The organism is Cellulomonas sp. PS-H5 (genome assembly GCF_019265565.1).
In the GTDB taxonomy this organism is placed as follows: domain Bacteria; phylum Actinomycetota; class Actinomycetes; order Actinomycetales; family Cellulomonadaceae; genus Cellulomonas.
On record NZ_JAHVCI010000015.1, the window covers coordinates 32,974 to 50,170 of the forward strand.

The window sequence follows — 17,197 nt, forward strand, 5'->3', positions numbered from 1 at the left end:
CCGCACGACCACGCCGACCGGACCGACGCCGCGCGGGAGGTGACCCGATGAGCGCCGCGCTCGCCGCGCACGACGTCTGGGCGGGCTACGGCGGCGCCGCGGTGCTCCAGGGCGCCTCGCTGTCCGTCGCCCCGGGCGAGACCGTGGGCCTGATCGGCCGCTCCGGCGCCGGCAAGTCGACGCTCGTGCAGGTGCTGCTCGGCCGGCACAAGCCGACCCAGGGCCGCGCCACCTACGGCGCCCGGCCGGTGACCAAGATGTCCCGCAAGGAGACCAAGGCGTTCCGCTCGACCGTGCGCGCCGTGCACCAGGAGGGCCTGGTCGGCGTCGACAGCCGCACGTCGGTCGCCAAGGTGCTCCAGTCCACGCTGAACGACTCCCGCAAGGCGGGGCGGGCCACCGGGCTGGAGCCCGAGGACGTGCTCGCGCGCGTGGGCCTGGAGCCGCGGTTCCTCGACCGGACGCTGCACTCGCTGTCCGGCGGCGAGAAGCAGCGGCTGGCGCTCGCCGACGCGCTGGCGACGCGCCCCGAGATCCTCGTGCTGGACGAGCCGGCCACCGCGCTCGACCCGGCGCTCCGCGAGGCCGTCGCCGACCAGGTGGCCGCCATCGCCGCCACCGGGGTCGGGCTGCTCGTGGTGTCGCACGACCTGCGGCTGGTCGACCGGCTGGCCGACACCGTGCACGTGCTCGGCGAGGGCCGGATCGTGGAGTCGGGGTCGATGCGGTCGCTGCTGTCCGACCCGCAGGCGGCGGAGACGCGGGAGCTGGCCGAGGCGTACCCGGAGGCCGTGGGCGCGTTCCGCTGACGGGCGGGCGCGCGCGCCGAGGGCTCAGCGCGAGCCGAGCGTGAGCACCTCCTCCAGCCGCGCGGGCACGGGGCGGGCGTCGCCGCGCACGCCCGCCGCGGCGAGCGCCCCGGCGACCTCGTCGGCGTCGGCCCCGGCCACCCGCACGGCGCGGCCGGCCACGGTCACCGGGAGCCCCGCCGCGCTCAGCGCCCCGAACGCCGCCTGCCAGTCCAGGGCCTCGACCTCGACCGCCGTGGTCCCGTCCAGCACGTCCGCGAGCGTCCCCGCGGCGACCCGCCGGCCGCGGGACAGCAGCACCAGCGCGTCGCACTGCTCGGCCTCCTGCATGTAGTGCGTGGTCACGAGCACCGCGACGCCCGCCTCGGCCTGCTCGTGCACGGTGTCCCAGAGCGCCGCGCGGGCCAGCGGGTCGACGCCGGACGTCGGCTCGTCCAGGACCAGCAGCTCCGGCGCGTGCGACAGCGCCGCGGCGAACGCGAGCCGCCGCTGCAGGCCCAGCCCGAGCGAACCGACCAGCCGGTCCCGCTGCGCGGCCAGGTCGGCGGGCGGCTCCGGGACCTCGTCCAGCCCGTACGCCGCCGCCACGAACGCGAGGTTCTCCGCCACCGTGAGGTCGGCCGCGAGCCCGAGTCCCTGGGGGACGTAGCCGATCCGCCGGCGGACGTCCCGGGACGGCGCGCCCCCGAGCACCCGCACGGTGCCGGACGTCGGGGCGAGCAGGCCCAGCACGGTGCGGATGAGCGTCGTCTTGCCGGCGCCGTTCGCGCCGAGCAGGCCGAGCACCTGGCCGGGACGCACGGTCAGGGAGACGTCGTCGACGGCGCGGAACCCGCCGAAGGCGGTGACGACGTGCGCGGCCTCGACCGCCGCGGGGGCGGCGGCCGCGGCGGCGGGGCCCCCGGCGCGTTCGTGCACATGCGCCGAGCGGGCAACCGACACGTCGAGCGAGTAGTCGGCGGCTACTCGCTCGACGTGTCGAGCACCCGCTCGGTGCGCGGGGTGTGCGGCAGCGGGCGGGGCTTCGGCGCCGCGCCGCTCCAGGGTCAGCGCGATCACCGCGTCCTCGAGGTCGGACGGGGCCTCGCCCTCTCCGGGCGCGACGAGCGCGTGCACGGCGCCCCCGCGGCGCCACTCCGCGCCCGGCACCGCCCCGACCGGCACCGCCGCCGGGCCCCCCAGGCGGGTGTCCGCTCCGACCGCGCGGACCGCGATCGACCCCCGAACCCGGGACGCCGCCTCCGCCGGGTCGCCGCGGTAGACCGCCACCCCGCCGTCCAGCACCAGCACCGTCGCCGCGCGCTCCGCCTCGTCGAGGTACGTCGTCGTCACCAGGACCGCGGTGCCCCCGGCCGCCGCGGCGGACAGCATCCGCCAGAGGTCGACCCGGCTCACCGGGTCGACGCCGGTGGACGGCTCGTCGAGCACCACGAGCTCCGGGTCGGGCAGCATCGCGAGGCAGAACCCCAGCTTCTGCCGCATGCCCCCGGACAGCTCCCGCCCCAGGCGGCGCGGCACGTCGGCCAGCCCGGCCGCGCCGAGGAGCCGGTCCGCGCGGTCGCGGCCGGTCGCGGCGTCGAGCCGGTAGGCGCGCGCGACCAGGTCGACGTTCTCCGCCACGCTCAGGTCGGCCCACACCCCGGACGTCGCGGGCAGGAAGCCGGTGCGGCGCGCGTCGGCGCGCCGCACCTCGCCCCTGTCGGCGACCTCGCGCCCGACCAGCAGGCGGGCCAGCGTGGTCTTGCCCGCGCCGTCGCCGCCCACGACCGCCGTGATCTCCCCCGCCGGCACCGGCAGCGTGACCGCGTCGAGCACGACGTGCCCACCGCAGCGCACCGTCACGTCGCGGACGCCCCAGGGCGCCGTCGTCGCCACGGCGGTCACCGCCCGACCTCGGCCGGCGCGGCGGGAGCGGGCTCGGCGGCCGCCGCGCCCCGCGGCCGGCGGGGCGTGATCGACGCGCGGAACCGCCAGACCGCGGCGCCGAACACCAGCACGGCCATGCCGGCCAGCACCGTGATCGGCAGCCACAGCGCGTCGATCCCGGCGCCACGCAGCATCACGCCCTGGGACACCTGCGTGAAGTAGGTCAGCGGCAGGCAGTACCCGATCCAGCGCACCCCGAGCGGCATGGCGTCGAGCGGGAAGATGATCCCGGACAGCAGGATCTGCGGCAGCAGCACGAGGATCGCGGCCTGGATCGCCTGCCCCGCGTTCTGCGACACGGTCGAGATGAACACCCCGATGCCGAGCACCACGAACAGGAAGATCGCGCCCGCGAGGGCGAACAGCGCCACGTTCCCGGTGAACGGCACCCCGAAGATGAGCATCCCCAGCACCGTCACGACGACGAGGTCGAGCGCCGCGAGCAGGAAGTACGGCGCGATCTTGCCGACGATGACGTCGATCGGTCGCAACGGCATCACCGCCAGCTGCTCCAGCGTGCCGGCCGCCCGCTCCTTCACCAGGCCGATGCTGGTGATGATCGTGCCGATGAACGTGAGGATCAGGCCGATCAGCGCGGGCACCATGACCCACGACGTCTCCAGGTCGGGGTTGAACAGGATCTCGGGCTGCACGGCGTCGCCGAGCCGCGCGACCACGACGTTCGCGGCCTGGGCGGCGAACAGGTTCGTGCCGTCGATCAGCACCTCCGGGACCGCGGACGCCCCCTCCCCGGTGACGACCGCGACGTCGTACCGGTTGGCGGCGAGCGCGTCGACGGCGTCCGCCCGGTCGTCGCCGGGAAGCACGTCCCGGACGTCGAGCGTGCCGCCCGCGGGCGAGCCGGCGATCCGGTCCGCCGCCTCCTGCGCGCCCGGCCCGACGACCAGCGTGGTCAGGCTGTCGACCGTGAAGTTGGCCGCGAAGCCGAAGATCGTCAGCAGCAGCAGCGGCAGGACGACCAGCATCGCGACGGTCCGGCGGTCCCGGCGCAGCTCGCGGAACTCCTTGAGGATCATGGCGCGCACGGCGCTCGCCTCCCGGTATCGGGGCGTCTCCGACGGCGCCCGTCCACGTCCCACGGTAGCACCGAACCGGAACCTCCGATTCCGGTTAAGGTCACCTATCCTGAGCCGGTGAGGGCGGACGCGGCACGGAACCGGCAGCGGGTGCTGGACGCCGCGCGCACCCTGTACTCGGCGCGGGGGCTTGACGAGCCGATGGAGGCGGTGGCCCGCGCCGCCGGCGTGGGCGTCGGCACCGTCTACCGGCACTTCCCCGACCGGTCCGCGCTGGTGCGGGCCGTCGTCGCCGACCGGCTGGCCCACGTCGGCGGCCTGCTCGACCGGGCCGACGCCGGGCTCGCGGGCGACGACCCGCACGCGGCGTGGGAGCAGTTCCTCACCGGCTTCCTCGAGTCCGGGTTGCCGCTGCTGCTGCCCGTGCTGGTCCCGCGCGCCCGCGACGCGGACGTGTTCACCCCGGAGCTCGTGGAGCGCCGCACGGCCACGGCGCTCACCGCGGGCGAGGTCGTCCGGACCGCTCAGCGGCTCGGGCTCGTGCGGGACGACATCGGGGTCCCGGAGATCCTGCTGACCTTCGCGTCCGCGCTGCGCCCGCTGCCCGGGCTCCCGGACGAGCTGAACGCGGCGCTGCTCGCGCGGCGCGCGCCGCTGCTGCGGGCGGCGCTGCGGCCGGGCGGGGACCCGCTGCCGGGGCGGCCGGTCGAGGTGGCGGACCTGCTGGCGGCCCTCGCGGTCTCCTGATCCGGGTGGCACCGCGCCGCCGCCTCGCCCGCGACCGGACTCGGGTGGAGCGTCCTGCCCGGACGCGCCGGGCGTGTCGGGCAGAACGCTCCACCCGGAGCCTGCGTGGTCGCGTCAGCCCGCGTGCGCCGCCCAGAACCCCCGCACCAGCCGCACGAACGCCTCCGGGTCGGACATCGGCAGCCCGTGGTCCGCGCCCGGCACGACCACGCACTCCCCCGCCGGCAGCGCCGCCGCGACCGCCTCGGTGTGCGCGCGCCGGATCACGTCGTGCTCGCCCGCGGCCACCAGCACCGGCACCGGCACCCGCACCCGCGCGAGCGCCCGCAGCGGGATGCGCGGCTGCCGGACCATCAGGTCGGTCACCTCGGCCCGCGCCCGCGCCGCCGGGTCGACGAGGCCGCGCGCCCGCTGCCCGAGCCAGGCCGCCGTGACCTCCGCCCGCGCGCGGGCGGTGAGGCCGCCCGGGTCGACGTTGGCGCCGTAGACGACCAGCGACCGCACGAGCCCGGGGTGCCGGAGCGCCAGCATGAGGCCGACGTTGCCCCCGTCCGAGTAGCCGACGACGTCCGCGGCACCGCCCACCGCCGCGAGCACCCCCGCCGCGTCGTCCGCCATCCGCGCGATCGTCAGCGGCCCGGTCCCGCGCGGCGACCGCCCGTGCCCGCGCGCGTCCGGCGCCAGCACCCGGTGGTCCCGCGCCAGGTCGGCGGCGACGGGCGCGAGCGAGGCGCCGTCCTCGCCGTTCCCGTGCAGCAGCAGCACGACCGGCCCGGACCCGCTGTCGGCCACGTGCAGCCCGGTCGCGTCCACGTGCCCGACCGTACCGGTCAGCGGGCGGGGATCCCCGGGGTGGACCCGCGGAGCACGACGTCGCCCGCCAGCGGCACGAGCTCGGCCTCGGCCGCGGCGGGTCGCAGCGCGAGCCGGGTCGCCTCCTGCCCGATCTGCGCGAGCGGCAGCCGCACGGTCGTCAGCCCGGGCAGCACGTCCTGCAGCACCTCGACGCCGTCGAACCCGGCGAGGGCGAGGTCGTCCGGGACCCGCACCCCGGCCGCGTGCGCCGCGGCGAGGGCGCCGGCGGCCATCACGTCCGTCACCGCGAACACCGCGTCGACGTCGTCGACGCCCGCGGCGAGCAGGCGCGACATCGCCTCGTGGCCGCCGTCGCGCGTGGTGGTCGCGGCCGACAGCACCCGCGACGCCGGCACCGGCGCGCCGAGCCCGGCCAGCGCCGCGAGGAGCCCGTCCCGCCGGTCGTCCGTCGCGGCGTGCCCCTCGGGCCCGCCCAGCACCGCGAACCGCCGGTAGCCGCGCTCGTGCAGCGCGCGGGCGAGGTCCGCGGCGCCGTCGCGGTTGGCGAGCACGACGCTGTTCACGCCGAGGGCGTCGCCGCCGACGGCGGAGACCGCGCCGCCGATGCCCCGGAACGACTCCAGCGCGGCCCGCACGGGCTCGTCCTGCGCCGCGTCGCCCGCGCGACCGCCCGCCAGCACGACACCACGCGCCCGCTGCCGCTCCAGCTGCCGGACGATCTCCACCTCGCGCGCGGCGTCCCCGCCGGTCGAGGCGAGGGTCAGCGTGAGGCCCGCCAGGTCGGCGGCCTCGGCAACGCCCGCGGTGATCGCGGCGTAGTACGGGTCGGCGATGTCGGGCACGACCAGCCCGAGCGACGTCGTGCGCCCGCGGGCCATCGCCTGCGCGATGCCGTCCGGGGAGTAGCGCAGCCGCGTGGCGGCGGCGTGCACCCGCTTGCGGAGGTCCTCGCCCACGGTGCGGTTCGCGGAGCCGTTCAGGGCGCGCGAGGCCGTCGCGAGGGAGACGCCCGCCTCGCGGGCCACGTCGCTCAGCGTCACCTGTCCCGGCATGCTCGCCACGGTAGGCGTATTCCTCCAGGCCCTCCTGGGACCGGTGGGTGCAGGCACCCAGGCCCCGGTCGCACGACCGGGTGAACCGCTCCCGGGGGCCGTTCGCCCTGGTCACCCGCCCGTGCGCGGGTCGGCCGGCCCGGGACGCACGAAGGGCCGGACCGCACCCCGTGGGGTGCGACCCGGCCCTGTCGTGGGTCGGTGCGTCAGGCGGGCATGAGGCCCGTGCCGCCGTCACCGGACGACGCGATCGGCGGCGCCGGCGGGACGTCCGTGCCGGAGCCCGGCGTCCCGGCCGTGCGGGCGCCCGCGCCCACCGGCTCCTTCGAGCGCGGACCGCGCTCCTCGCCGCGGAACACGAACTCGCCGAGGATGCCTTCGCCGTGCGCGTCCACGATCACCTGCTGACCCGCGTGCAGCTCGCCGAACAGGATCTTCTCGGACAGCGCGTCCTCGATCTCCCGCTGGATCGCGCGGCGCAGCGGCCGGGCGCCCAGGACCGGGTCGTAGCCCTTCTCCGAGAGCAGCTTCTTGGCCGCCTCGGTGAGCTCGATGCCCATGTCCTTGTCCCGCAGGCGGGCGTCGAGCTTGGCGATCATCAGGTCGACGATCGCGAAGATCTCCGGCTGCGAGAGCTGCGGGAACACGACCACGTCGTCGACGCGGTTGAGGAACTCCGGACGGAAGTGCGTCTTGAGCTCGTCGTTGACCTTGGCCTTCATGCGCTCGTACGACGTCGACAGGTCGCCGCCGGCCTGGAAGCCGGTCTGGACGCCCTTGGCGATGTCCCGGGTGCCGAGGTTGGTGGTCATGATGATCACGGTGTTCTTGAAGTCGACCACCCGGCCCTGCGAGTCGGTCAGGCGACCGTCCTCGAGGATCTGCAGCAGCGAGTTGAAGATGTCCGCGTGCGCCTTCTCGACCTCGTCGAACAGCACGACCGAGAACGGCCGACGGCGCACCTTCTCCGTGAGCTGGCCGCCCTCGTCGTACCCGACGTAGCCGGGGGGCGAGCCGAACAGCCGCGAGACGGTGTGCTTCTCCGAGAACTCGGACATGTCGAGCTGGATCAGCGCGTCCTCGTCCCCGAACAGGAACTCGGCGAGCGCCTTGGCCAGCTCGGTCTTCCCGACGCCGGTGGGACCGGCGAAGATGAACGACCCACCGGGGCGCTTCGGGTCCTTCAGACCCGCACGCGTGCGGCGGATGGCCTGGGAGAGCGCCTTGATGGCCGCCTCCTGGCCGACGACCCGCTTGTGCAGCTCGTCCTCCATCTTGAGCAGCCGGCTCGACTCCTCCTCGGTGAGCTTGAACACCGGGATGCCGGTGGCCAGCGCCAGCACCTCGGCGATGAGCTCCTCGTCGACCTCGGCGACCGCGTCCAGGTCGCCCGACTTCCAGGCCTTCTCCTTCTCCTGGCGCTTGAGGCCGAGCTGCTTCTCCTGGTCGCGCAGGCGCGCGGCCTTCTCGAAGTCCTGCTCGTCGATCGCCGACTCCTTGTCGCGGCGCGTGTCCGAGATCTGCTCGTCGAGCTCGCGCAGCTCCGGCGGGGCCGTCATGCGGCGGATCCGCAGGCGGGCGCCGGCCTCGTCGACCAGGTCGATCGCCTTGTCCGGCAGGAACCGGTCGTTGACGTACCGGTCGGCCAGCGTGGCGGCGGCCACGAGGGCGCCGTCGGTGATCGACACGCGGTGGTGCGCCTCGTACCGGTCGCGCAGGCCCTTGAGGATCTCGATGGCGTGCTGCAGGTTCGGCTCGGAGACCTGGATGGGCTGGAACCGGCGCTCGAGGGCCGGGTCCTTCTCCACGTACTTGCGGTACTCGTCCAGGGTCGTCGCGCCGACGGTCTGCAGCTCGCCGCGGGCCAGCATCGGCTTGAGGATGCTCGCGGCGTCGATCGCGCCCTCGGCGGCCCCCGCACCCACGAGGGTGTGGATCTCGTCGATGAACAGGATGATGTCGCCGCGGGTGCGGATCTCCTTGAGGACCTTCTTCAGTCGCTCCTCGAAGTCACCGCGGTACCGGGAGCCGGCCACCAGGGCGCCGAGGTCCAGCGTGTAGAGCTGCTTGTCCTTCAGCGTCTCCGGCACGTCGCCCCGGACGATGTCCTGGGCCAGGCCCTCGACGACCGCCGTCTTGCCGACGCCGGGCTCGCCGATCAGCACCGGGTTGTTCTTGGTGCGGCGGGACAGCACCTGCATGACCCGCTCGATCTCCTTCTCGCGCCCGATGACCGGGTCGAGCTTGCCCTCGCGCGCGGCCTGCGTCAGGTTGCGGCCGAACTGGTCGAGGACGGCGGAGCCCGAGGGCTGGCCCTCCTGCGGGCCGCCGGCGGCCACGGGCTCCTTGCCCTGGTAGCCGGACAGCAGCTGGATGACCTGCTGGCGGACGCGGTTCAGGTCGGCGCCGAGCTTGCCGAGCACCTGGGCCGCGACGCCCTCGCCCTCGCGGATGAGGCCGAGCAGGATGTGCTCGGTCCCGATGTAGTTGTGGCCGAGCTGCAGCGCCTCGCGCAGCGACAGCTCCAGCACCTTCTTGGCACGCGGCGTGAACGGGATGTGCCCGCTCGGGGCCTGCTGGCCCTCGCCGATGATCTCCTGCACCTGGGCGCGCACCGCGTCGAGCGAGATGTTGAGCGACTCGAGCGCCTTGGCCGCGACACCCTCCCCCTCGTGGATGAGACCCAGGAGGATGTGCTCGGTGCCGATGTAGTTGTGGTTGAGCATCCGCGCCTCTTCCTGGGCGAGGACGACCACGCGACGGGCTCGGTCCGTGAATCTCTCGAACATGTGCACTCCTCACGAGCGGCGTGCTCGCCGGCGCGGTCGGGCTCTGCGGCCCGGTCTCCCACGCACGGCGAGGCGGCGTTGTTCGATGCTAACGGCGGGGGGTGCGTCGGGCGTCCCGTGTTCGCCCCTGGCGTGACGGCGCCGGGTCCGCGGCAGGATGGGGACCGTGGACGAGGTCGAGGTCGGGCGGGTCTACGAGCCCTCCGACGGCACCCGCCGCCGCGTGCTGGTGGACCGGCTGTGGCCGCGGGGCGTACGGCGGGACGACCCCCGGGTGGACGAGTGGCTGCCGCGGGTCGCGCCGAGCACGGAGCTGCGCCGGTGGTACGGGCACCGGGCGGAGGTCCACGACGAGTTCGCCCGCCGGTACGCCGCGGAGCTGGCCGACGGCGACGGCGCCGAGGCGCTGGCCCACCTGGCGGACGTGGCGTCCTCCGGCCCCGTGACCCTCGTGACCGCGACGCGCGAGGTGGCGCTGAGCCACGTGCCGGTGCTCGCCCGCCTGCTGGCCGACCGCATCCGCTGAGCCCCTCACGGGGCCCTCGACGCCCGCCGCGCTGTCAGTACGTGAAGCGCGCGACCCGGGCGCGGAGGTCCTCGGACATCCGCGCGAGCTCGCCGATGGCGTCGCCCATCTGCCCGAGGGTCTGCGAGGACGTCGCCGTCGCCGATGCCACGCCGGTGATGTTGACCGCGATCTCGCCGGACCCGGTGGCGGCCTCGGCGACCGAGCGGGACATCTCGGTCGTCGTGGCGGTCTGCTCCTCCACGGCCGAGGCGATCGTCAGCTGGTAGTCGTTGATGCTCGCCACGATCCCCGCGATCTCGCCGATCGCCGCGACCGCACCGGCGGTGTCGCCCTGGATGGCCTCGACCCGCCGCACGATGTCCTCGGTGGCCTTGGCGGTCTCCTGCGCGAGCTCCTTGACCTCGCCCGCCACGACGGCGAAGCCCTTCCCGGCCTCCCCGGCGCGCGCCGCCTCGATCGTGGCGTTGAGCGCCAGCAGGTTCGTCTGCTCGGCGATGGAGGTGATCACCTTCACCACGTTGCCGATCTCCTGCGACGAGGCCCCGAGCCGCGCCACCTGGTCGTTGGTCACGGCCGCGGCGTCCGTCGCCTGCCCGGCGACCTTCGCCGCCTGCGAGGCGTTCTGCGCGATCTCCCGGATCGAGGCGCCCATCTCCTCCGCACCGGCTGCCACCGTCTGCACGTTGCGCGACACCTGCTCCGCGGCCGCCGCGACGACGCCGGCCTGCGCGCTCGTCTCGTCCGAGCCGGCGGCCACCTGCGAGGACGCCACCGACAGCTCCTCCGCCGCGGCCGCGACCGCCTGCGAGGTCTCGACGACGCCGGCCATCGTGGCCCGGAGGCTGGTCTGCGCCGACGCGAGCGCGGTCGCCATCTCGCCCAGCTCGTCGCGCGACCGCACGCCGGGCTCCCGGGTCAGGTCGCCGGTCGCCATCGCCTCGACCGACGCCCGCACCCGGGACGCCGCGCGGGCCATGCTCCCCGACACCCGCAGCCCGGCGAGCAGCGCGGCCACCACGCCCGCGACGAGCAGCGCCGCGGTGACGACGCGCCCGGTCGCCGCGGCCGACGCGGCGTCCTCGGTCGCCTGCACGGTGCGGTCGCCCAGCGAGCCGAGGAGCTCCGTGGTCGCGTCGCCGATCGCGTAGTACACGTCGTAGCCGTCGCCGGTCACGAGCGCGTCCCCGGCGTCCAGCGCCTCGGGCGTGCCCTCCTGGTACGCGGCGACCACCTGGTCGTCGACCGCGAAGAAGTCCTCCCAGAGCGCGGCGACCCGCTCGAACGTCGCGGCCTCGTCCGCCGTCAGGCGGTCGGTGTCGACGGCGTCGAGCGCCGCCCGGAGCGTCTGCACCGAGTCCAGGTAGCCCGCGCGGTTGGCGCTGGCGGCGTCGACCGCCTCCGGGCCGCCGATCCGGCGGGTGTCCCACGCGTACGCCACCTGCCAGCCCGACACGTCCGCGTTCATCGTCCGGACCTCGCCGACCTCGGTCGACACCTCCTGCAGCCCGGCCAGCCGCTCGTTCGCCGCCGACACCCGGCCGAGGAACACCTGCGACCCCACGCCGGCGACCACCGCCGTCGTCACGCCGATCGCCGCGACCCCCAGGACCTTCGCCCGGAGCCCGCTCCACCGGTTCCGCCCGTTCGCCACCGCACCCATACCGCCGACCTCGTCTCGCCCGGCCCCTGCCGACGTCCGGATCGGCCCGGGCGGCGGCGCCCTGAGCGGATCGGCCGGGCGAACGCGCGAGGCGTGGCTCACAGCCGACGGGCCGGGCACGCCGGACAGGCGTGCCCGGCCCGTCGCCGGAGCGGGGTGCTCAGAACCCGAGGCTGCTCATGTCCGTGAGCTGGTCCGCGGACGGCGCCGTGATCTCGACCGGCTCGCCCCAGCCCGAGAAGGTGACGTCCGTGCTGACGCCCGCGACCTCGGTGGTCACGCGGCGCATCTGGTCGTCGGCGTCGATCCAGTAGCTGTAGGTCAGCTCCGGCGGCAGGGACGTGCCCGCGGCGGCGAGCTCTTCGGCGACGGCCGGGTCGGACAGCGCGGCCGAGTCGATGACGACGGCGTACTCCTGCGCGAGGGCGCCGCCCGCCTCCTGCGGCTCGCCGACCTTCTCGAACGACTTCACCGCGTCGCCGAGACCGGCGAGCGTCCCGGTCGGGTCGAACTGGCCCTCCATGCCGGCGAACGACTGCGAGAGGGGGTTGCTGGTGTCGTCCGGGTCGATCTGCAGGTACTTGTCGCCCGTGAGCTCCGGCATCTGCATGTAGACGACGCCGCCGACCATCTTGAAGTCGATGGTGCCCGCGCCCGGGACCTCCATCGTCATGGCCAGGTCCTGCGCGCCGTCGGTGTAGCGGATGACGCCGGAGGCGGTCTGCGTGACGCCGGAGCCCGTGGTGGTCATGTCCATGGTGACGGTGCCGGCGGCCTGGGCCGCGGCGGTGACGCGCTCGACGAAGTCGTCCTTCGTGAGGTCGAAGTCGGAGTCGACCTCGGCGACCTCCTCGGCGGGGGCGGAAGCCTCGGCCCCGGCGGCGGGCTTGTCGGCCTTCTCGGAGTCGGAGGAACAGGCGGACAGGCCCAGGACGGCGACGGCCGTCAGGGACAGGGCGGCGATGCCGCGCGAGACGCGCATGGGAGGACTCCTCGGTCGTGGGGAGCCGTCCGGCGCCGGCGCGGCACGGGTGCGCGACGTCGCCGCGCCCCCTGCGCGCCGGCCGCGCGGCGCGGCTCGGTGCCCGACGACCGTATCGGGTGCGGGCGGTCCCCGTGACCCGGCTGTGCGCGCGCTGGGTGCCGCGTCACCCGGACGGACGACCGCGGCGCGGCTGCGAGACTGGGGACATGCCCGCCGCGACGACCACCGAGCCCGTCCTCGACCCGCCCGCCCTGCCCGACGTCGACCAGGTGCGCCTCGTGGTGTCCGACATGGACGGCTCGCTCCTCGACGAGAACGGCCGGGTGCCGGACACGTTCTGGCCGGTGCTGGACGAGCTCGAGCGGCGCGGGATCGCGTTCGCCCCGGCGAGCGGGCGGCAGTACGCGAACCTCCGGGAGCTGTTCGGCGCGCGCGGCGACGACCTCGTGTTCATCGCCGAGAACGGCTCGTACGTGGCGCAGCACGAGCAGACGCTGTCCACCGACCCGCTGCCCGCGGAGGCGGTGCCCGAGGTCGTCGCGCGCGTCCGTGCGCTCGCCGGGCGGGGCGCCGACGTCGGCCTGGTGCTGTGCGGGCAGCGGGCCGCGTACATCGAGCGGGTGGGGGACGCGTTCGCCGAGCACGCGGGGCGGCACTACGCGCGGCTGGTGGAGGTCCCCGACGTCACGGCGGTGGACGACGTGGTGCTGAAGGTCGCCGTCTTCGACTTCGGGTCCGTCGAGGAGGCCACCGCGCCGGCGTTCGACGACCTCGCCGACCGGCTGCGCGTCGTCGTGTCGGGGCAGCACTGGATCGACGTGATGAGCCCCGCGGCGGACAAGGGCCACGCCCTGCGCCGGGTGCAGGACCGGCTCGGCGTGACGCCGGAGCAGACGATGGCGTTCGGCGACTACCTCAACGACGCCGGCCTGCTCGACGCAGCGCGCTGGTCGTGCGCCATGGACAACGCGCACCCGGAGGTCCGAGCGCGGGCCCGGTACGTGGTGCCGGCGAACAGCCGCAACGGGGTGACCCGGACGCTGGCCGCGGCGCTCGGGATGACGCTCGCGGGCTGACGTCCCACCGGGGGGCGGGGCCGCGCGGCCCGCGAGGTCACCAGCCGTGCAGGATCGGCGCCTCGCCCGGGTAGGTCTCGAACACCGCGCGCTCGTCCGGCGTGAACGGCCGCGGCTGGTGGGTGCCGCGGTCGAGCTGCACCATCCGGGACCGGGCGCGCAGGTAGACGACGGGCTCGGCGCCGCCCTGACCCGTCACGTCCAGCACCTCGTACCCGAAGTCGACCGACGACCGGCCGGTCCGCGGCACCCACACGTCCACGGCGATGGGCTCGGGCCGGAACGGCAGCGGGGCCAGGTACTCGATCTCGTGCTTCACGACGACGAGCAGCGAGTCGGTGGGCCGGCCCGCGGGGTCGACGCCCATCGACGGGAACAGCGCGAACCGGGCGTCGTCGAGGAACCGGAGGTAGGCGGCGTTGTTGACGTGCGCGAAGAGGTCGACGTCCGACCACCGCACCTGCATCGTCACGCGTCCGCGCCGGCCGGGGGTGGGGGCGGTCTCGGTCACCGCCCCAGGGTAGGTCGCCGCGGCCCGGTCAGCCGTCGGCCGCCGCGCGGAGCGCCGCCACGTCGAGCTTCTGCATCGCGAGCATCGCCTGCATGGCCCGCTGGGCGCGCGCCGGGTCCGGGTCGCCGAGCAGCTCGTCGAGCACGCGCGGCACGATCTGCCAGGACAGGCCGTACGGGTCCTTGAGCCAGCCGCACTGCGACGGCTCGCCGCCGCCCGCGGTCAACCCGTCCCACAGCCGGTCGACCTCGTCCTGGGTGTCCACCGACACGAAGAACGAGAACGCCTCGGTGAACCGGAACTGCGGCCCGGCGTTCAGCGCCTCGACCGGCAGGCCGTCGAGCTCGAACGACACCGACATGACCTGACCCGCCATCCCGCCCGGGGCGCCCTCGGGGTACCGGCGGGTCGCGGTCACGCCGGAGTTCGGGATCAGCGAGGTGTAGAGCGCGGCGGCCTGCTCGGCCTGGGTGTCGAACCACAGGAACGGGTGCACGCTGGTCAGCACGGGAGGCCTCCTCGACTCGGGTGTCCCGCCCAGTGTGCCCCGGCGCCTCGCCGCGCGCCGGGCCTACGCCGGTTCGGCCAGCGCCGCCAGCGCCCGCGCGGCGAACCGGGCGGTCCGCCGCGCCGCGTCGGTGTCCCGGTCCGCGAGCCAGACCGTGGTCAGCCCCTCCGTCGTCATCACGAGCGCCCGCGCCACCTCGTCGAGCGGCACCGTCCAGCGGCTGCGGGCCGCGAGCGCCGCCGTCGACAGCGAGGCGCGCGCCGACTCCTGGTAGACCGCGTACTGGGCGACGAGCGCCCCGCGCTGACCGGTCCGCATCGCGTGCAGCGCGAGCTCCAGCAGCGCCTGCTCGCGCTCCGGGCGCTCGGCGAGCAGGTCGACGTAGCGCTCCAGCCCGGCCGCGATGACCTCCTCGAGCGCGGGCGGCCCCGCGGGCCCGTCCTCGGCGGCCGTCGCCACGGGGAGCAGCCCGCACTCCGCGGCCCGGCGCTCCTGCGCGGTCACCTCGGCGATCACCGCCTCGATGAGGTGCTCCCGCGAGGGGAAGGCGTAGTGCAGGCTCGCGAGCGACATCCCGGCCTCGGCGACGACGGCGCGCGTGGTCGCCGCGGCCACGCCGTCCCGCGCGATCACCCGGACCGCCGCGTCCACCAGCTCGCGCCGTCGTTCCGCCACCGCCATGCGCGGCATACCAGCCACCCCCTTGACCTGTCCGGGAGTCTCGCGCACCCGTCGGCGCACGTCACGGCGCCGCGCGGGCGCCCGGGCCGACCTCACCCGCGCTCACGCCCGCCCGCGGCCGGTGTCAGCGGGACGTGAGCGCCGTGTGAGCGGGCCGCCGGAGAGTGGTCGGCGTCAACCAGGGAGGACCACCACCATGACCACATCCACCGGCGGCAGCACGTGGGCCGTCGAGGCCCGCGGGCTCGTCAAGACGTTCGGCGACAACCGCGCGGTCGACGGCATCGACCTGCAGATCCGGACCGGGGCCGTCTACGGCTTCCTCGGCCCGAACGGCGCCGGCAAGACCACGACCATCCGCATGCTCGCGACGCTGCTGCGCCCGGACGCGGGCACGGCCACCGTGTTCGGCCGGGACGTCGCCCGCGAGGCGCAGGCCGTGCGGTCGCTGATCGGCGTCACCGGCCAGTACGCCTCGGTCGACGAGAGCCTGTCCGCCACCGAGAACCTGGTGCTGTTCGCGCGGCTGCTCGGCCTGTCCCGGGCCGATGCGCGGCGCACGTCCGCGGCCCTGCTCGACGAGTTCGGGCTGGCCGAGGCCGCCGCCCGTCCGCTGAAGAACTTCTCCGGCGGCATGCGCCGGCGCCTGGACCTCGCGGCCTCGCTCATCGCCCAGCCGCCGCTGATCTTCCTGGACGAGCCGACCACCGGCCTCGACCCGCGCACCCGCCTGCAGATGTGGGACACCGTGCGGCGCCTCGTCGCCGGCGGGTCCACCGTCCTGCTCACCACCCAGTACCTCGACGAGGCCGACCAGCTGGCCGACCGGATCGCCGTGATCGACCGCGGTCAGCTCGTGGCCGAGGGCACCGGCACGGAGCTCAAGGCCTCCGTCGGCACCTCGCGGCTGCAGATCGGGCTGGCCGAGGCCGCCGACGAGCCCGAGGCGCTGCGGATCGCCCGCTCGGTGCTCGGCGTCGAGCCGACCCGCGCGCCCGACGGCCGGCTCTCCGCGCCCGTCCCCACCGCCGACTCCGCCGGCGACCTGCTGGTCGCCCTGCGCTCCGCCGGCATCCCGCTGCACGACATCGCCGTGCAGGAGCCCACGCTCGACGAGGTGTTCCTGACGCTGACCGGGCACGCCTCCGCGGCGCCCGCGCCGGCCGAGGACACCCAGGACCGCGACCTCGAGGAGGCCCGCGCATGACCACGCTCACCCCGACCCGGCCGGCGCGCCCGGCGGTCGACCCGCAGGCCCTGGCCCGCGCCGCCAGCAACCGCGTCACGCTCGGCGCCACCGTGCGGCAGTCGTTCTCCATGGGCTGGCGCGGCCTGCTCAAGGTCCGCCGCACACCCGAGCAGCTGTTCGACGTGACGCTGCAGCCGATCCTGTTCACGCTGATGTTCACGTACATCTTCGGCGGCGCGATCGCCGGTGACGTGCAGTCCTACCTGCCGTTCTTCATCCCCGGCATCCTGGTGCAGACGGTCATCACCACGTCCGTGGTCACCGGCGTCCAGCTCCGCGAGGACATGGACAAGGGCGTGTTCGACCGGTTCCGGTCGCTGCCGATCGCCCGGATCGCCCCGCTCGCCGGCGCGCTGCTCGCCGACACCATCCGCTACCTGATCGCCACGACCCTGACGATGGTCATGGGCCTGATCATGGGCTGGCGGCCGGACGGCGGAGCCGTCGGCGTGGTGACCGCGGGGCTGCTCGTGATCGTCAGCGCGTGGGCGCTGTCCTGGATCTTCGCGTTCTTCGGCGTCATCGCCCGGTCCGCGTCGTCGGTGCAGGGCATCTCGATGATCGTGCTGTTCCCGCTGACCTTCGCGTCGAACGCGTTCGTCCCCGCGGACACGCTGCCCGGCTGGCTGAAGTCGTTCGTCGACGTGAACCCGGTCTCGCACCTGGTGACCGCCGCGCGCGACCTGACGGTCGGCAACGGGATCACCGCGGACGCGGGCTGGGCGCTGCTCGGGGCCGCGGTGGTGGTGGCGGTGTTCGCGCCGCTGACGGTGCGGGCGTACATGCGCCGGGCCTGACCGCGCCGCGCGGCCGGGGGTGGGA

The 17,197-nt window shown here is 75.3% G+C and carries 16 protein-coding genes; 6 read left to right on the forward strand and 10 right to left on the reverse strand.

Annotation, left to right across the window (positions count from 1 at the left end; genetic code table 11):
* Positions 1 to 47: 47 nt before the first annotated feature.
* Complete coding sequence (locus J5O08_RS08300; protein WP_218706410.1) at positions 48 to 809, forward strand: ABC transporter ATP-binding protein; 762 nt, start codon at positions 48 to 50, stop codon at positions 807 to 809.
* 24 nt (positions 810 to 833) lie between these two features.
* On the opposite strand, the gene J5O08_RS20890 is transcribed toward J5O08_RS08300, so the two are convergent.
* Positions 834 to 2,693: an ATP-binding cassette domain-containing protein gene (locus tag J5O08_RS20890; RefSeq protein ID WP_308281480.1), complete on the reverse strand. Its 1,860-nt coding sequence runs from the start codon at positions 2,691 to 2,693 to the stop codon at positions 834 to 836.
* The gene (locus J5O08_RS08315) at positions 2,690 to 3,772 is read right to left on the reverse strand and encodes an ABC transporter permease (RefSeq protein ID WP_255589496.1); all 1,083 of its coding nucleotides are present in this window, start codon (positions 3,770 to 3,772) and stop codon (positions 2,690 to 2,692) included. The genes J5O08_RS20890 and J5O08_RS08315 overlap by 4 nt, the downstream gene beginning before the upstream one ends.
* 117 nt (positions 3,773 to 3,889) lie before the next feature.
* Here J5O08_RS08315 and J5O08_RS08320 point away from each other — a divergent pair, with 117 nt between their 5' ends.
* A complete protein-coding gene (locus tag J5O08_RS08320; RefSeq protein WP_308281481.1) occupies positions 3,890 to 4,519 on the forward strand; it encodes a helix-turn-helix domain-containing protein in 630 nt (209 codons plus the stop codon).
* A gap of 114 nt (positions 4,520 to 4,633) precedes the next feature.
* Here the strand turns inward: J5O08_RS08320 and J5O08_RS08325 are convergent, their stop codons facing one another.
* From J5O08_RS08325 to J5O08_RS08335, 3 genes are all read right to left on the reverse strand, one after another.
* The gene (locus tag J5O08_RS08325; RefSeq protein ID WP_218706412.1) at positions 4,634 to 5,332 is read right to left on the reverse strand and encodes an alpha/beta fold hydrolase; all 699 of its coding nucleotides are present in this window, start codon (positions 5,330 to 5,332) and stop codon (positions 4,634 to 4,636) included.
* Positions 5,333 to 5,349: 17 nt separating this feature from the next.
* Positions 5,350 to 6,387 (reverse strand): LacI family DNA-binding transcriptional regulator, encoded by a 1,038-nt coding sequence (locus tag J5O08_RS08330; RefSeq protein WP_218706413.1) that lies wholly within the window; start codon positions 6,385 to 6,387, stop codon positions 5,350 to 5,352.
* A gap of 206 nt (positions 6,388 to 6,593) precedes the next feature.
* The gene (locus tag J5O08_RS08335; protein WP_217616425.1) at positions 6,594 to 9,176 is read right to left on the reverse strand and encodes an ATP-dependent Clp protease ATP-binding subunit; all 2,583 of its coding nucleotides are present in this window, start codon (positions 9,174 to 9,176) and stop codon (positions 6,594 to 6,596) included.
* Positions 9,177 to 9,333: 157 nt separating this feature from the next.
* Here J5O08_RS08335 and J5O08_RS08340 point away from each other — a divergent pair, with 157 nt between their 5' ends.
* The gene (locus J5O08_RS08340; RefSeq protein WP_218706414.1) at positions 9,334 to 9,702 is read left to right on the forward strand and encodes a DUF488 family protein; all 369 of its coding nucleotides are present in this window, start codon (positions 9,334 to 9,336) and stop codon (positions 9,700 to 9,702) included.
* A gap of 34 nt (positions 9,703 to 9,736) precedes the next feature.
* Here the strand turns inward: J5O08_RS08340 and J5O08_RS08345 are convergent, their stop codons facing one another.
* Together J5O08_RS08345 and J5O08_RS08350 are read right to left on the reverse strand one after the other, a co-directional pair.
* Complete coding sequence (locus J5O08_RS08345; RefSeq protein ID WP_218706415.1) at positions 9,737 to 11,365, reverse strand: methyl-accepting chemotaxis protein; 1,629 nt, start codon at positions 11,363 to 11,365, stop codon at positions 9,737 to 9,739.
* A gap of 160 nt (positions 11,366 to 11,525) precedes the next feature.
* Positions 11,526 to 12,347 (reverse strand): hypothetical protein, encoded by an 822-nt coding sequence (locus J5O08_RS08350; RefSeq protein ID WP_218706416.1) that lies wholly within the window; start codon positions 12,345 to 12,347, stop codon positions 11,526 to 11,528.
* Positions 12,348 to 12,556: 209 nt separating this feature from the next.
* Between J5O08_RS08350 and J5O08_RS08355 the strand changes: the two genes are divergently transcribed.
* On the forward strand, positions 12,557 to 13,426 hold the full coding sequence (locus tag J5O08_RS08355) for a Cof-type HAD-IIB family hydrolase (RefSeq protein WP_218706417.1): 870 nt from the start codon (positions 12,557 to 12,559) through the stop codon (positions 13,424 to 13,426).
* A 37-nt stretch (positions 13,427 to 13,463) separates the two neighbouring features.
* Here the strand turns inward: J5O08_RS08355 and J5O08_RS08360 are convergent, their stop codons facing one another.
* From J5O08_RS08360 to J5O08_RS08370, 3 genes are all read right to left on the reverse strand, one after another.
* The gene (locus J5O08_RS08360; protein WP_308281483.1) at positions 13,464 to 13,937 is read right to left on the reverse strand and encodes a thioesterase family protein; all 474 of its coding nucleotides are present in this window, start codon (positions 13,935 to 13,937) and stop codon (positions 13,464 to 13,466) included.
* Between the two features lie 28 nt (positions 13,938 to 13,965).
* Positions 13,966 to 14,445 carry a VOC family protein gene (locus tag J5O08_RS08365; RefSeq protein ID WP_374225949.1) on the reverse strand — a complete coding sequence of 160 codons (480 nt, stop codon included), beginning with the start codon at positions 14,443 to 14,445 and terminating at the stop codon, positions 13,966 to 13,968.
* Positions 14,446 to 14,508: 63 nt separating this feature from the next.
* Positions 14,509 to 15,135, reverse strand: coding sequence for a TetR/AcrR family transcriptional regulator (locus J5O08_RS08370; protein WP_255589486.1), 627 nt, complete (start codon positions 15,133 to 15,135; stop codon positions 14,509 to 14,511).
* Between the two features lie 187 nt (positions 15,136 to 15,322).
* Here J5O08_RS08370 and J5O08_RS08375 point away from each other — a divergent pair, with 187 nt between their 5' ends.
* Both J5O08_RS08375 and J5O08_RS08380 read left to right on the forward strand, forming a co-directional pair.
* On the forward strand, positions 15,323 to 16,333 hold the full coding sequence (locus J5O08_RS08375; protein WP_218706418.1) for an ATP-binding cassette domain-containing protein: 1,011 nt from the start codon (positions 15,323 to 15,325) through the stop codon (positions 16,331 to 16,333).
* Positions 16,330 to 17,172 carry an ABC transporter permease gene (locus J5O08_RS08380; protein ID WP_147795278.1) on the forward strand — a complete coding sequence of 281 codons (843 nt, stop codon included), beginning with the start codon at positions 16,330 to 16,332 and terminating at the stop codon, positions 17,170 to 17,172. The genes J5O08_RS08375 and J5O08_RS08380 overlap by 4 nt, the downstream gene beginning before the upstream one ends.
* The last annotated feature ends 25 nt before the right edge of the window (positions 17,173 to 17,197 follow it).